This window comes from Streptomyces luteolus, from assembly GCF_029968015.1.
GTDB classification, from domain to species: Bacteria; Actinomycetota; Actinomycetes; order Streptomycetales; family Streptomycetaceae; genus Streptomyces; species Streptomyces luteolus.
The window spans coordinates 112,674-126,948 of sequence record NZ_JASCIS010000001.1; the positions used below are offsets into that span (position 1 = coordinate 112,674).

14 protein-coding genes are annotated in these 14,275 nt (G+C 72.1%); 13 read left to right on the forward strand and 1 reads right to left on the reverse strand.

Annotated features, from left to right (window positions below; genetic code table 11):
• Positions 1-6 precede the first annotated feature (6 nt).
• A complete protein-coding gene (locus QIT00_RS00500) occupies positions 7-624 on the reverse strand; it encodes a TetR/AcrR family transcriptional regulator (protein WP_282532983.1) in 618 nt (205 codons plus the stop codon).
• A 217-nt stretch (positions 625-841) separates the two neighbouring features.
• On the opposite strand from QIT00_RS00500, the gene QIT00_RS00505 reads away from it, so the two are divergent.
• The 13 genes from QIT00_RS00505 (at position 842) to rsrA (ending at position 14,267) form a co-directional block, all read left to right on the forward strand.
• Entirely contained in the window at positions 842-2,551 is a 1,710-nt protein-coding gene (locus QIT00_RS00505) for a serine/threonine-protein kinase (RefSeq protein ID WP_282532984.1), read from the forward strand.
• A 292-nt stretch (positions 2,552-2,843) separates the two neighbouring features.
• The gene (locus tag QIT00_RS00510; protein WP_282532985.1) at positions 2,844-3,425 is read left to right on the forward strand and encodes a TetR/AcrR family transcriptional regulator; all 582 of its coding nucleotides are present in this window, start codon (positions 2,844-2,846) and stop codon (positions 3,423-3,425) included.
• A 292-nt stretch (positions 3,426-3,717) separates the two neighbouring features.
• Positions 3,718-4,731, forward strand: coding sequence for an agmatine deiminase family protein (locus tag QIT00_RS00515; RefSeq protein WP_282532986.1), 1,014 nt, complete (start codon positions 3,718-3,720; stop codon positions 4,729-4,731).
• A gap of 19 nt (positions 4,732-4,750) precedes the next feature.
• Positions 4,751-6,406, forward strand: coding sequence for an ABC transporter substrate-binding protein (locus QIT00_RS00520; RefSeq protein WP_282532987.1), 1,656 nt, complete (start codon positions 4,751-4,753; stop codon positions 6,404-6,406).
• Positions 6,403-7,362, forward strand: a complete 960-nt coding sequence (locus QIT00_RS00525) for an ABC transporter permease (protein WP_282532988.1) — start codon at positions 6,403-6,405, stop codon at positions 7,360-7,362. Before QIT00_RS00520 ends, QIT00_RS00525 begins: the two co-directional genes overlap by 4 nt.
• Entirely contained in the window at positions 7,359-8,201 is an 843-nt protein-coding gene (locus QIT00_RS00530; RefSeq protein ID WP_282532989.1) for an ABC transporter permease, read from the forward strand. Before QIT00_RS00525 ends, QIT00_RS00530 begins: the two co-directional genes overlap by 4 nt.
• Complete coding sequence (locus tag QIT00_RS00535) at positions 8,198-9,205, forward strand: ABC transporter ATP-binding protein (protein WP_282532990.1); 1,008 nt, start codon at positions 8,198-8,200, stop codon at positions 9,203-9,205. Before QIT00_RS00530 ends, QIT00_RS00535 begins: the two co-directional genes overlap by 4 nt.
• The gene (locus tag QIT00_RS00540; protein ID WP_282532991.1) at positions 9,198-9,995 is read left to right on the forward strand and encodes an ABC transporter ATP-binding protein; all 798 of its coding nucleotides are present in this window, start codon (positions 9,198-9,200) and stop codon (positions 9,993-9,995) included. Before QIT00_RS00535 ends, QIT00_RS00540 begins: the two co-directional genes overlap by 8 nt.
• A gap of 151 nt (positions 9,996-10,146) precedes the next feature.
• Positions 10,147-11,304, forward strand: coding sequence for an agmatine deiminase family protein (locus tag QIT00_RS00545; protein WP_282532992.1), 1,158 nt, complete (start codon positions 10,147-10,149; stop codon positions 11,302-11,304).
• A gap of 116 nt (positions 11,305-11,420) precedes the next feature.
• Entirely contained in the window at positions 11,421-12,236 is an 816-nt protein-coding gene (locus tag QIT00_RS00550) for an SOS response-associated peptidase (protein WP_282532993.1), read from the forward strand.
• Positions 12,237-12,377: 141 nt separating this feature from the next.
• Positions 12,378-12,998, forward strand: coding sequence for an alpha/beta hydrolase family protein (locus QIT00_RS00555; protein ID WP_282533218.1), 621 nt, complete (start codon positions 12,378-12,380; stop codon positions 12,996-12,998).
• A 247-nt stretch (positions 12,999-13,245) separates the two neighbouring features.
• On the forward strand, positions 13,246-13,914 hold the full coding sequence (locus QIT00_RS00560; RefSeq protein WP_408909682.1) for a sigma-70 family RNA polymerase sigma factor: 669 nt from the start codon (positions 13,246-13,248) through the stop codon (positions 13,912-13,914).
• The gene (gene rsrA / locus QIT00_RS00565) at positions 13,911-14,267 is read left to right on the forward strand and encodes a mycothiol system anti-sigma-R factor (RefSeq protein WP_282532995.1); all 357 of its coding nucleotides are present in this window, start codon (positions 13,911-13,913) and stop codon (positions 14,265-14,267) included. Before QIT00_RS00560 ends, rsrA begins: the two co-directional genes overlap by 4 nt.
• The last annotated feature ends 8 nt before the right edge of the window (positions 14,268-14,275 follow it).

Consider the following 14,275-nt stretch of genomic DNA (forward strand, 5'->3'; position numbering starts at 1 on the left):
CGTGTCTCAGGTTGCGTGTCTCAGGTGCGCCAGTTCCACCGCGACGGCCTCGCGCAGGAGCTCGCGGGCGTGCGGCAGGGGCAGGATCCCGCCGAGCCACCGGGTGCTGAGGCCCTCCAGGGTCGCGGTGAGGCGCTCCGCGGCTGCCGTCAGGGCGGTCGGCGGTGCGTTTCCGTGGCTGCGGCCGAGCGTCTCGACGAGTGCGTCGATCCAGCACAGCCGCGCGTCCGACAGCGCGGTGCGCAGCTCCGGGTCGAAGACCGCGGTGGCGCACAACTCGCCCCAGGCCGTGCTGTTCTCGCGCACTTCGGCGCGGTCCTGGAGCTCAAGGAGGAGCGCGCGCTCCAGCTCTCGCCGGGGGCTGCGGGGTGGCCTGGCGGCCCGTACGCGACCGGTGGCGACCTCCGTCCGGGCCTGGTCGGCGGTGTAGCGCTGGGCTCGGTCGCTGATGAGCTCCAGGGTCCGGCGCAGGATGTCCGCACGGCCCTTGAAGTGGTAGTAGACGAGCGCCGTGGACACGCCCGCGTCGGCGGCGATGTCCGCCACGCGAAGCCCGCGGACCCCGCGCCGGGCGATGACGCCGGCCGCCGCTTCCAGGATGGCCGCCCTTCGGTCGGTCCCCATGTTGTTTCCCGTTCCCCCGCTCCGGAATGGCCGTGCGCCCGGCTCCGTCTCCGGTGACGGTACGGCACGGCATTGACTGAATTTTCAGTTAGCGTACTATCGCTGCGGGGGCCCGCAGCCCTCGCGTGCGGGTGCGGGTGCGGGTGCGGAACCCGACCTCCCCGTGACCGGCCCCTCGCACCGAAACCCGGCACCCTCTCGCCGAAAGAGCCCTCGCATGTCCACTCAGCCTTCCGGGGCGCAGCCCGCCCACGCCCTTCTGTCGGCCGACGATCCACGCGAGATCGGTGGCTACCCGCTGCACGCCCGCCTTGGCGCGGGCGGCATGGGGATCGTCTACCTGGCCCATACGCCGGGCGGGCGGCCGATCGCACTCAAGGTGGTCCGGGACGCGTTCGCCGCCGACCCCGAGTTCCGTCGGCGCTTCGCCGACGAAGTGGCCAGCGCTCGAAGCATCCACGGCCTGTTCACCGCTCAGGTGGTGGACTCCGGCGCGGACGCACCCACACCGTGGCTGGCCACCGCCTACGTCCCCGGCCCCTCCCTGCAGCAAGTGGTGGAGCGCCACGGCCCGTTGCCGGTGCGCACGGCGCTCCTGCTCGTGGCGGGCATCGCCGAAGCGCTGCAGGCCATCCATGGGGCAGGGGTGGTGCACCGCGACCTCAAGCCGGCGAACGTGCTGCTCGCCGGGGACGGGCCCCGCGTCATCGACTTCGGCATCGCCCGCGCGGCCGACCCCACCGGCCTGACCGGTACGGAGCTGAGAATCGGCACCGCCGCCTATATGGCGCCCGAGCAGGCGGTGGGCTGGACCGTGACCCCGGCGACCGATGTCTTCGCACTCGGCGCGCTCGCCGCCTACGTGGCCGGGGGAGTGCTCCCGTTCGGGGGCGGGCCGGAGTCCGCCGTGCTCTACCGGGTGGCCCACGAGGAGCCCGACCTGTCCCGGGTTCCGGCGGAGCTGTACGACCTGGTGCGGCGCTGCCTGGCCAAGCGTCCCGAGGACCGTCCCGCGCCGGGCGAGCTGGTCGAAGCCGTACGCGCCCACCCCGTCGTCGCCGGGCGGCCGGAGTTCACCGACGGCTGGCTGCCGCGTGGCGTCAGCAACGAGATCGCGGACCACGGCGCGGCACCGGCACCGCACGACGGCCCGGCACCGCACGACGGCCCGGCACCGCACGACGGCCCGGCGGCCCACCTGAACGCGCAGCCTCCCGGGCCGCAGCACGTCCACGCCCAGCCCACGCTCACCGACCTTGCCCCCGCCACGCTCGCCCAGGCCGCCCCCGACGGCGGCGGACCGGAAGGGCCCGCTCCACGCAGGGCCCGCAGGCGTCGTCGGCGCCGGGTCGTCGCCGCTCTGGTGGCCGCGTTCCTGCTGGCCGCCGGAGGTGCCGCGTACTACGGGCTGGAGTACCGAAAAGGCGCGGAACGCGACTCGGCGGACTCGGCGGACTCGGCGGACCCGGGCGGCTCGGAAGGCCGGTCGCCCACGCCGCCGTCCGGGCCGCCCACGCCATCGCCGCGCCCGTCCTCCTCCGCGCCCGATCCGGTGTACGTGCCGGAGTACGCGGACGCCGAACTCACCTCCCCCGACCCCGACTACGAGTTCGATCTCTCGGCGGGGAAGGTCGTGCCCGTCGAGTCCGCTCAGTGGTATCTGGAGCGGGCTGAGGGCGAGTTCGTCCTTCCCGAGGGCAGTGACGCCTTCGTGGCCGCCGGATACGTCCTGAGTCCCGACGACTGCGTACGGGGCATCGAGCGGGAACCGGTGACCACGCTCGCGTACGACGAGTTGGCCGACGAGCGCCCCTTCTGCGTCCGGAGCCCGGACGGGAAGAGCATCGTCGTCGTGCGGCTGATCGAGGCCGTTCCGGGGGAGGGGCCCGTCACGGTGGTCCTGAGCGGGTACCGGGAGGACGGCTGACGGGCGCCTCGGCCCGGATCGGGCTCCCTTCGGTTCGGATCGGGCTCCCTTCGTCGGATCGGACGCGCTCCGGCCCGGATTGGGCGCCCTGAGTCCTCGATGGGACGCGCTCCGGCCCGGATCGGGCGCCCTGAGTCCTCGATGGGACGCGCTTCGGCCGGATCGGGCTTCCTTCCGCCTCGATGGGACGCGCTTCGGCCGGATCGGGCTCCCTTCGGCCGGGTGCCGCCCCGTCCGGCCACCGGTCGGCCGAGATCACCGGGCCGCTGAGGGCCCGGTAAGGTTCGGATCCATGGCGACTCGCACGACACAGATCCTTGAAGCGGCCGCACGGCTCATCGCCCGCCGTGGCGTCCGCGGTCTGCGCGTCGAAGAACTCGCCACCGAGGCAGGCGTCTCGACCGGCCTGATCTACTACCACTTCAAGGACCGCACCGGAATCCTGCGCCACACGCTGGAGTTCATCAACGATCGCGCCGAGCGCTACACGACGGGCCGCGCGGCGGACGCCGAACCGCTCGCACCGCGTGCGGAGCTGGAGGAGATCCTCCTCCTCGAACTGCAGGACACCCCCGAGGTCCGAGAGAACAGCGCGGCCTGGGGCGAACTGCGGGCGAGCGCCGTGTTCGACCAGGTGCTTCGCGAGGACCTCGCGAGGGCGACGCTGGTGTGGGGGCAGGAGGTGGCCGCCCTCCTCGGGCACGTACAGCCGATGGCCCCGGCGCCCGCTCTGGCGGCGGCCGGTGAGCGGCTTACCGCCCTCCTCGAAGGCCTCAGCATGCGCTGGCTCAGCGGCGGCCTCGACCTCGGCCACGCGCGCGATCTGACGCGGGGCGCGATCGACGCCGAACTGGCCCGGTTGCAGGGGAAGTAGCAGCGCCGGTACTGCCGCGCAGCACCGTTCCGCATTCCCCAGCCCAGCCCATCCCATCCCAGCCCCATCCCAGCCCGGCTTGTCGCTTGCCCGAGCTCTTGACTGAAAATTCAGTCAGTGCCACAGTGAGGCCATCGGCAGCCTCCGAGCATCGAGGCCCCCGGAACTACCTGCGCTCCGAGCCTGCGCAGGAAGTCTCGCTGAGTCCGAACCGGCGATGCAGTGACTCCCGTCAGCTGACTGAATGTTCAGTCACCGCCGTATTCCGTTCTTCGCACGAAGAGAGATCCTCATGACCGCGTTCCGTATGCCCGCCGAGTGGTCCGAGCACGAGGGCTGCCTGATGGCCTGGCCCACCCGGGTCGACCTGTGGGACAGCGTGCTCGACCAGGTGCAGGACGAGTACGCCCAAGTCGCCCGCGCCATAGCGGAGTTCGAGCCGGTCACCATGGTCGCGCCGCCCGGCCACGGGGCCGCCGCACGGACACGCTGCGGCGACGGCGTCCAGGTGATCGAACTGCCCCTTGACGACTCGTGGTTCCGCGACAGCGCCCCGCTCTTCGTGCTCGACGGGGACGGCCGCCGCGCCGGGGTCGACTTCCGCTTCAACGCCTGGGGCGGCAAGCACCACCCGTACGACGCCGACGACCGGATCAGCGGCCTGCTGCTCGAACACCTCGGCATCGAGCGCGTCCCCTCCGCCATGATCCTGGAGGGCGGGTCCGTCACCGTCGACGGCGAGGGCACGCTGATCACCACTGAGCAGTGCCTCCTCCACCCCAACCGCAACCCGGGGATGAGCCGGGGCCGGATCGAGGAGGAGCTGAAGGAACGGCTCGGCGTCACCAAGGTCATCTGGCTGCCGTACGGCGGCCTGCTCGACACCGAGACGGACGGGCACGTCGACGGGGTGTGCGCCTTCGCCGCCCCCGGCAAGGTCGTCGTCTCCCTGCCCGACGACCCGGCCCACCCCGACTACGCCCGGATGCGCGCCAACCGGGCCGTACTGGAGGTCAGCACCGACGCCCGGGGCAGCAGCCTGGAGATCGTCGACGTACCGCAGACCGTCTTCACCGAGGTGGCCGGGTGCGAGGTCGAGGTGTCGTACCTCAACCACTACGTCGCCAACGGCGGTGTCGTCGTCCCGGTGGCCGGGCAGCCGCAGGACGAGGACGCCCTCGCCGTGATCGCCGCGGCGTACCCCGGCCGCAAGGTCGTCGGCGTGCGGGCCGCGGCCATCGCGTACGGCGGTGGGGGAGTCCACTGCATCACCCAGCAGATTCCCCGCGTACGCCGCACCGCGTGACGTGCGGGTGAGCTCGCCCATGACCATGACCATGACCACGTCACCCCGGTACCGCGCCGCGCGAGCCGGCGGGCTGCGCCGGCTCGCCGCGACGGCCGCCGCCCTGGCCTCGCTCGCGGCCTGCGCGGGCCCGCCGAGGAACGCCTCCGGCATCGACTTCGAACTGTCGGCGAGGACGCCCCGGGCCGCGGGCGGCCTCGACTCCTTCACCTGGGCCCTCTACGCCGAACCGCCCACGCTGGACTACACCGTGGCGTTCGACTACCCGCAGAACATGGTCCTCTCCAACGTGTGCGAGAGCCTGATGCGCTGGACGCCGAACCTCACCACCGAGCCGGGCCTGGCCCGCCGGGCCTCGCATCCGAACCCCACCACCTGGGTCTACGACCTGCGCGAAGGCGTGCGCTTCCACAACGGCGGGACGATGACCGCCGACGACGTGGTCCACAGCCTCGACCGGCAGCGCGACCCGGACAACGCCGCCGCCTGGGCGCAGGTGTTCCAGAACGTCACCGACGTGCGGAAGACCGGAGCGCTCCAGGTCACCGTCAAGCTCAAGAAGCCCGACTCGCAGTTCCCGCAGTACATGGCGAGCGCCGCCGGAGTGGTGGCCTCCAAGGCCGGTCTGCAGGCGGCGGGCAAGGACTACGGCACCTCCGGCGGGCTCGCCTGCACCGGCCCGTACTCCCTGGGGGCCTGGCACAAGGGGCAGTCCCTCGAACTCGACCGGTTCGACGGCTACTGGGGCCGGCGGGCCAAGTCCGCCAAGGTGGTCTTCCGGTTCCTGCCCGACGCCTCGGCCAGGACCAACGCCCTGCTCAGCGGGGAGGCCGACGGCAGCTATCTCATCCCGACCGAGAGCTACGCCCGGCTGCGCGGCAGCGACGTGGGCACGCTGTACTTCGGTGAGGGCCTGAGCACGGTCAACGTCGGCATCACGAACATGCGGGGCGCGCTCGGTGACCTCCGCGTCAGGCGGGCGCTGTCCCTGGCACTCGACCGCTCCGGTTTCGTGCAGGTCGGCCTCGGCGGCGCAGGCACCCCCACCGGCGCCCCCACCACCCGCGCCGCCTGGGCGGCCGCGTCGGAGCGGACCAGGAAGCGGGCGTTCGAAGGGCTGCGGCCCGGCGCCCCCGACATCGCGCGCGCCAAAGCACTGGTCAAGGAGGCGGGCGCCACCGGGAAGACCCTGACCGTCGCCACCAGTTCCATCGGCCAGGACGTGTCGCTCCTCGCCACCGCCGTGCAGGACGCGGGCACCCGGATCGGTCTCGACATCCGGCTCAGGTCCATCGCGCCCAACGCGTTCACCGCACTGTTCACCGACCCCGGGGCACGCAAGGGCATCGACATGTTCCCGCTCACGTACTACAACTCGATCACCGATCCGCTGGACCTGCTGACGAACTTCAAGACCGGCGCCTATCTGAACTTCGCCGGGCACAGCGACAAGAAGTACGACGCGCTGGTCGACCGGGCCACCGCGCTCGACGACCCGCGCCGGCGACTGGCGACCGCGGCCGAAGCTCAGCAGCGCGCCGCACGGCAGCTGCCGTGGATCCCCGTCGCGGAGTGGCCCACCGCCGTGTTCCTCAACCGGAGGATCACCGGAGCCCCCACCACCATCTCGTACATGTACTACCCCTGGGCCGCCGACGTGGGGGCCGCGAGATGACCTTCGTCAGATTCGCGGTGCGGCGCGCGGCCGAGATGGCCGTCACCCTGCTCGCCGCCTCGTTCGTGGTGTTCGGCGCGATGTACCTGGCGCCGGGCAGCCCGGCCAGCTTCCTGCTCACCGGCCGCTCGGCCTCACCGGAAGCACTCGCGGCGATCAACTCCCAGTACCACCTGGACGATCCGTTCGCCGTCCGCTATTTCGCCTGGCTCGGCAACGTCCTCCAGGGCGACTTCGGGCGGTCCATCACCTACCGCACCGACGTGTCCCGCCTCCTCGCCGACCGGCTCCCCACCACCCTGCTGCTGATCACGATGGCGCTGTTCGTCGTCGTCCTCGTCGGCCTGCTCCTGGGCCGGGTGGCCGCCGTGCGCGGCGGGCGCACCGACTCCGCGGTCCTGCTCGCCACGACCTTCGCCGTCGGTACGCCCGCCTTCGTCGCGGCCGTACTCCTTCAAGGGCTCTTCGCCGTACGACTCGGCTGGTTCCCCAGCGGCGGGGCGGGCGACGGCCTCGTCGACATGGTCTGGCATCTGACGCTGCCCGCGGTCGCGCTCGCCCTCTACCTGATCGGCATGCTCGCCCGTGTCACCCGCTCGGCGATGCTCGACGCGCTCGGCAGCGAACACGTCACGGTGGCCCGCAGCCGAGGGGTGCCCGAACGGCAGGTCATCCGGCGCCATGTGTTCCGCAACTCCCTGGGCACCGTCCTGACCACCGGCGGCCTCGTCGTCTCCACGCTCCTGGTCTGCACGATCCTCGTGGAGACCGCCTTCAGCGTCGGCGGCATCGGCCAGCTCCTCGAACTGTCCACGTCCACCAAGGACTTCCCGACCGTGCAGGCCATCTCGCTGATCGTCGTCGCCCTGTTCATGGCCGTGAACCTGGTCGTCGACCTGCTGCTTCCGCTGGTCGACCCGCGGCTCACGCTCGGATCGAGGGGGTCCGCCGGATGACCGCCGTCTTCACCCGCCGCCCCGGCCTGCGCGGAATCCGCGCCGGTGGATCGCCGCTGCACCTGGTCTGCCTCGGCCTCGTCGCCCTGATCGTCACCGCGGCCCTGCTCGCACCCTGGCTGGTGCCCCACGACCCCAACGCCGTCGACCTCGGCGGCGCGCTGGCCGGGCCCTCCCCGGACCATCCGCTCGGCGTGGACGCGGCCGGCCGCGACACCCTCTCCCGCCTGCTCCTCGGCGCCCGCACCTCGCTGCTCGGTCCCCTCGGAGTGGTCGTCTTCTCCACCCTCGCCGGGGTGGCCGTCGGCACGGCCGCGGCCTGGCGGGGCGGCTGGCTCGACTCCGTGCTCTCCCGCAGCACGGAACTGGTCTTCGCCTTCCCCGGCCTGCTCCTCGCGATCCTCATCATCGCGGTGTACGGCGAGGGGCTGCTCGCCCCGGTCGTCGCCCTCGCGGTCGCCTACCTGCCCTACGTCAGCCGCCTCACCCGCTCACTGGTCCTCGCCGAACGCGCACGCCCCTACGTCAGCGCCTACCAGGTCCAGGGCCACTCGGGGCTCCAGATCTGCCTGCGCCACGTCCTGCCCAACATCGCCCCGGTCGTCCTCGCCCAGGCCACCGTCAACTTCGGCTACGCGCTCATGGATCTCGCCGGCCTCTCGTTCCTCGGGCTCGGCGTACCCGCGCTCACCCCCGACTGGGGCCGCATGGTCTTCGACGGCCAGACCGCCATCCAGCACGGCTATCCGCTGTCCGCGGTCCTGCCGTGCGTCCTCATCGTCGCGTTCAACGTGGTCGGCGAGCGGTGGGCCGACCGTGTCGCCAGGAGGACCCCGTGAGCACGACGCCCCCAACTGACAGCGAGAAGTACGCACTTCAGGTCCAGGGGCTGCGGATCACCCTCCCCGGCACCGCGAGGAACGTGCTCGACGGTGTCGACCTGACCGTCGCCGCGGGCGAGACCGTGGCCCTCGTCGGCGAGTCCGGCTCCGGCAAGACCCTCACCTCACGCAGCGCCCTCGGCCTGCTCCCGCCCGGCGCACTCACCGAGGGCCGCGTCGACGTCGTGGGCGAGGACGTCCTGGACATTAGCGCCGAACGGCTGCGCGCCCTGCGTACCGGGACCGTCGCCATGATCTTCCAGGACCCGCGAGCGGCCATCAATCCGCTGCGCCGCATCGGCGACTTCCTCGTCGAGGGCGTCACGCTGACCGGCTCGGTGAACCAGGCCGACGCGACCGCCCGCGCGGGCGAACTCCTCCAGGACGTCGGGGTCGACCCGTCCGTACTGCGGAAGTACCCGAGCCAGGTGTCCGGCGGAATGCTCCAGCGCGTCATGATCGCGGCCGCGCTGATGGGCGACCCGTCGCTGCTGCTCGCCGACGAGCCGACCACGGCCCTCGACGTCACCACGCAGGCCGAGGTCGTCGCCCTGCTGATCCGGCTCCAACAGTGCTTCGCCACCGGCCTGTTGTTCGTCACCCACGACCTCGACCTGGCCGCGACGATCAGCGACCGGGTGTACGTCATGTACGCCGGACGGATCGCCGAGAGCGGCCCCGCGGACGAGCTGTTCGCCCGTCCACGCCACCCCTACACGGCCGCGCTGCTCGCCTCCACTCCCCGCCCGGACGCGCCCGCGGGCCGGCTCGCCGCCATCGACGGCCGGCCCCCCGACCTGCGTACGACCCTGACCGGCTGCGCGTTCGCGGCGCGCTGCCCGCTGGCCACGGAGGTGTGCGAGCAGCGGCAGCCCGACCTTCGACCGGCCCCGGACCGGCCGGGGCACCGTGCCGCCTGCCACCACACCGAACAGCTGACGAGGAGCTCCGCCGATGCCTGAGTACGCCCTCCAGGCCGTCGGCCTGACCCGGTCCTACGGAGCCGTACGCGCCGTGGACGGCGTGTCCTTCGCCCTGCCGAAGGGAGGATCACTCGGCATCGTGGGCGAGTCCGGCTCGGGCAAGACCACCACCGCCCGCATCGTCGTGGGGCTCGAACAGGCCGACGCCGGCGAGGTGTTGGTGGGCGGAGCGCGCAGGGCCTCGGCGGTGCGCGGGCGGGCGCGCCGCCTTGCCCGCGCCCGCGAGGTGCAGATGGTCTTCCAGGACCCGCTGCAGTCGCTCGACCCGCGGACGAGCGTCGAGTCGGTCCTGCGCGAGACCCTGGGCCTGCACTTTCCCGGCCGGGACCACACGCCCCGGGTGCGCGAGCTCCTCGACCAGGTGGGGCTCGGCCCGCGGGCCGCCGACGCGCGGCCGGGCGGGCTGTCGGGCGGGCAGCGCCAGCGGGTCGCCATCGCGCGCGCCCTCGCCGTGGAGCCTGCCGTGCTGGTCCTGGACGAGGCGGTGGCCGCCCTGGATGTGTCCGTCCAGGCGCAGATCCTCAACCTGCTCGCCGACATCCGCGAGCAGACCGCGGTCGGCTACCTCTTCATCACCCACGACCTCGGTGCGGTCCGCTGTGTCACCGACGACGTCATCGTCATGCGGCAGGGCCGGGTCGTCGAGGCGGGCTCCACCTCCGAAGTGCTCGGCAGTCCCCGCCACCCCTACACACGACTCCTCATGGACTCCGTGCCGCGGCCCGGCTGGGACCCGGCACGGATCGCGGAGGCGCGACGGACCCTGTGACGCCTCGTCACCGGACTCCACCGCCGCACCCGCACCCCTGCATCGCGCACCCCTGCGCCCTGCACCCCGCACCCCGCACCCCGCACCTGGAGAAGACCACCACAGCCGCCGTCCGAGGAGCTTCCACGGACGGCAGAACAGGAGGCACCAAGTGAACGCGAACACCGTCGGCTCGCACGCGGCACCGGGCCCGAACAGGCGCACGTTCCTGGCGGCGGCGGGGCTGACCGCCGCCGGAGCGGCCCTGGCCGTGGCCCAAGGGAGGGCCGGTGCCGAGCCGCACGCCGACCATCGCCGCGCCGCCTTCCGCGTCCCGGCCGAGGACGTGCGGCACACCCGCACCTGGATGGCCTGGCCCGACTCCGCCGAGATCTGGGGCAGCGGGCGCCTGGACGGAATCCAGGCCGACATCGCCCTGATCGCCCGTACCGTCGCCGCGTACGAACCGGTCGTCCTGTGCGCCAACCCGGAGAGTGCCCGGAAGGCCAGGTCGATGTGCGGTTCCTCGGTCACCGTCATCGACTCGGTCCCCGTCGACGACTGCTGGGCGCGGGACACCGGCCCGGTCTTCCGCACCGACGGCGCGGGCGGCCTGGACGCGGTCGGCCTCAACTTCAACGGCTGGGGCGGCAAGCAGACGCACGGCAAGGACGCGCTCGTCGCCGAACGGATCGCCGCGTACGTCGGAGTGCCCTTCACCCGGGCCGAGTTCGTGGGCGAGGGCGGCGCCGTCGAGCAGGACGGAGCGGGCACCCTGATGGCGACCCGCAGCAGCCTGCTCAACTCCAACCGCAACCCCGGTATGCCGGAGAGCGGATTGCAGACCGCGATGTGCGACGCGTACGGCGCGTCCAAGGTCATCTGGTTCGACGGCGTGTACGGCCAGGACATCACCGACGACCACGTCGACGCCACCTCACGCTTCCCGGCCCCCGGCGAGGCACTGGTCCAGATGCCCCTGGCCTCGGACGACGACGCCTACGCCGAGGACGCCCGCCGGCAGTACCGCATCCTGACCGAGTCGACGACCGCCGACGGAGGACCGATGGAGGTGCGCCGACTGCAAGGTCCGGACTACGGCAAGATCCGCTCCACCGACCCCGGCTTCCTGGCCTCCTACGCCAACTACTACCTCTGCAACGACGCGGTCATCTGCGCCCACTTCGGCGACACCGCCGCCGACGAGGCCGCGAAGGACGCCCTGGCCCGCCGCTACCCCGACCGCACCGTCGAGCAGCTGGACATCGACCGCCTCGGCACCGGAGGCGGCGGCATCCACTGTGTGACGCAGCAGCAGCCCGTTCCGTAGGCGACCGGGCACGGACCACCTGGCGCCCTCCTCCAGCACCTCTGGACGGAGGCGGCCGGGTGGTCCGTTACGGTGGTCGCCGCAGGCTTGCAACACTGGTACCGGGGTGGTCATCGATGTGCGGACGGTATTCATCCAGTCGTGGGCCCGAGGACCTCGCAGGCGTCTTCGAGGTCGAGAAGTGGGAGCCGAAGGAGGCGCTCGCCGCCGACTACAACGTGGCCCCGACCAAAGACGTGTACGCGGTCCTCGACCGCCCCCTCAAGGACGCGTCGGACCGCACTCCCGTCCGCCAGCTGCGCACCCTGAAGTGGGGCCTCGTGCCGTCCTGGGCGAAGTCGCCGGAGGGCGCGGCCCGGATGATCAACGCGCGCGCGGAGACGGTGCACGAGAAGCCCGCGTACCGCCGCGCCTTCGCCGCCCGCCGCTGCATCCTGCCCGCCGACGGCTATTTCGAGTGGGTGACCGGCTCCGCCGAGCGAGACCTGGAGGTCGAGGGCAAGAAGAAGCGCCCGCGCAAGCAGCCCTACTTCGTCACCCCGGCGGACGGTTCGGTCTTCGCGATGGCCGGGCTCTACGAGTTCTGGCGCGACCGCACGCTCCCCGACGACCACCCGCAGGCCTGGTGGGTGACGTGCTCGGTGATCACCACGGAGGCGGAGACGGGCCCCCTCGGCGTCGCCCCGGCCGAGGGCCCGCAGTCGCTCGCCGACATCCACCCGCGGATGCCGCTGATGCTGACCTCGGACCGCTGGGACGCCTGGCTCGACCCGCGCCACACCGACGTGGAGGACCTGCGCTCCCTGCTCGCCCCGCCGCCGGAGGGCCTGATGCGGGCCTACCCGGTGTCGACGGCGGTCAGCAACGTCCGCAACAACGGGCCCGAGCTGCTCAAGGAGCTGGAGGGCCCGGAGGAGGGCACGCTGTTCTGACCGCGCGGTGCGCCGACCGGCCGCACGCGCGGGGGGCACGATGGGCACGTGACCAAGACGCAGCCAGACAAGACGCAGCCAAGCAAGACGCAGCCAAGCAAGACGCAGCCAAGCAAGACGCAGTCGAGCAGCACGCAGACCGTGGACACCCCGGCAGGCCCGGCCAGGATCACCTGGCACCCCGGCAGGAAGGCACGCCTTGTCCTCGCCGTCAGCCACGGCGCGGGCGGCGGCATCGAGGCCCGCGACCTGCGGGCGCTCGCTGCCACACTGCCCGCGCGGGGCGTGACCGTGGCCCTCGTCGAGCAGCCCTGGCGGGTCGCCGGGAAGAAGGTCGCGCCCGCCCCGAAGACCCTGGACACCGGCTGGCGCGCGCTCTGGCCCGCGCTGCTTGAGCCGGGGCTGCCGGTGATCGCCGGGGGCCGCAGCGCCGGGGCGCGCGTGGCCTGCCGTACGGCGAAGGAACTCGGCGCGCACGCCGTGCTCGCGCTGAGCTTCCCGCTGCACCCGCCGGGCAGGCCGGAGAAGTCACGGGCCGACGAGCTGCTCGGCAGCGGGGTGCCGACGCTGGTCGTCCAGGGCGGCAACGACCCCTTCGGCAAGCCCGCCGAGTTCCCGTCCGGCGGCGCGTACGAGCTCGTGGAGGTGCCGTACGGCGATCACGGGTTCGCCGTGCCGAAGCGGGCGGAGATCGGGCAGGAGGAAGCTGTGGCGATGATCACAGGCGCGGTCTCCACCTGGATGGAGGGACTTCTGGAATGAGGGGACCTCGGGAATGTTGAGGCCCTGACCGCTGTTGTGGCGGACGTCAGTCGAGAACGCACAGAGTGAGGGAGTCCGCCGCATGGGTTCGATCGCCTGCCCGAGCCGCGCCAGCGCCGCCGACCTGGGAAGGTCGATGCTGGCTGCGGCCAAGACCGCCCCTATTCGGGCGGCGGGCGGACCGGATCGTCGTCTATCCTCCGATTCGAGCGGGGTCGGCCTTGATCCCGCCCCGTCGCTGGAGGAGGTGGGTCAGGTCACTGGGACCGACGAGGGCCGTGCGCAGGATGCGGCGGAGGAGACCTCTGCCGAGCGCAACGCCCGCTTCGAGCGCGACGCGCTCGAGTTCCTCGACCAGATGTACTCGGCCGCGCTGCGGATGACGCGCAACCCCGCCGACGCCGAGGACCTGGTGCAGGAGACGTACGCGAAGGCGTACGCGTCCTTCCACCAGTTCCGTGAGGGCACCAACCTAAAGGCGTGGCTCTACCGCATCCTCACCAACACGTTCATCAACTCGTACCGCAAGAAGCAGCGTGAACCCCAGCGCAGCGCCGCCGAGGAGATCGAGGACTGGCAGCTGGCACGCGCCGAGTCGCACATGTCGACCGGCCTGCGCTCCGCCGAGTCGCAGGCGCTCGACCGGCTGCCCGACTCGGATGTGAAGGACGCCCTGCAGGCGATCCCCGAGGAGTTCCGCATCGCCGTCTATCTGGCGGATGTCGAGGGCTTTGCCTACAAGGAGATCGCGGACATCATGGGAACGCCCATCGGTACGGTGATGTCCCGGCTGCACCGCGGCCGGCGGCAGCTGCGCGGCATGCTCGAGGACTACGCGAAGGACCGCGGCCTCGTTCCCGCGGGCGCCGCGACCGGTGCCACGGAGTCGAACGGAACGAAAGGCTCGGGCTCATGAGCTGCGGAGAGCACCACGAGACGGAGTGCTCTGAGGTCCTGGACCATCTCTATGAGTTCCTGGACCACGAGATGCCCGACAGTGACTGCACCAAGTTCGAGACGCACTTCGAGGAGTGCTCCCCGTGCCTGGAGAAGTACGGCCTCGAACAGGCCGTGAAGAAGCTGGTCAAGCGCTGCTGCGGACACGATGACGTGCCGACGGACCTGCGCGCCAAGGTGATGGGCCGGATCGACCTGATCCGCGCCGGTGAGGCCGTGCCCGACCACGACCTGACCGAGCCTCCGCCCGAGCCGCAGCAGCCCGCCGCGCCGCGCCGCTCCGCGCCTTCCCCCTCGCCCCAGGAATCCTGACGCCCACC

What these genes read in the sequence shown, in the direction of transcription:
- QIT00_RS00540 (WP_282532991.1), top strand. Translation starts at nt 9,198, where the DNA reads ATGCCTGAGTACGCCCTCCAGGCCGTCGGCCTGACCCGGTCCTACGGA.
- QIT00_RS00515 (WP_282532986.1), top strand. Translation starts at nt 3,718, where the DNA reads ATGACCGCGTTCCGTATGCCCGCCGAGTGGTCCGAGCACGAGGGCTGC.
- QIT00_RS00500 (WP_282532983.1), bottom strand. Translation starts at nt 624, where the DNA reads ATGGGGACCGACCGAAGGGCGGCCATCCTGGAAGCGGCGGCCGGCGTC.
- QIT00_RS00525 (WP_282532988.1), top strand. Translation starts at nt 6,403, where the DNA reads ATGACCTTCGTCAGATTCGCGGTGCGGCGCGCGGCCGAGATGGCCGTC.
- QIT00_RS00520 (WP_282532987.1), top strand. Translation starts at nt 4,751, where the DNA reads ATGACCATGACCATGACCACGTCACCCCGGTACCGCGCCGCGCGAGCC.
- QIT00_RS00530 (WP_282532989.1), top strand. Translation starts at nt 7,359, where the DNA reads ATGACCGCCGTCTTCACCCGCCGCCCCGGCCTGCGCGGAATCCGCGCC.
- QIT00_RS00510 (WP_282532985.1), top strand. Translation starts at nt 2,844, where the DNA reads ATGGCGACTCGCACGACACAGATCCTTGAAGCGGCCGCACGGCTCATC.
- rsrA (WP_282532995.1), top strand. Translation starts at nt 13,911, where the DNA reads ATGAGCTGCGGAGAGCACCACGAGACGGAGTGCTCTGAGGTCCTGGAC.
- QIT00_RS00550 (WP_282532993.1), top strand. Translation starts at nt 11,421, where the DNA reads ATGTGCGGACGGTATTCATCCAGTCGTGGGCCCGAGGACCTCGCAGGC.
- QIT00_RS00505 (WP_282532984.1), top strand. Translation starts at nt 842, where the DNA reads ATGTCCACTCAGCCTTCCGGGGCGCAGCCCGCCCACGCCCTTCTGTCG.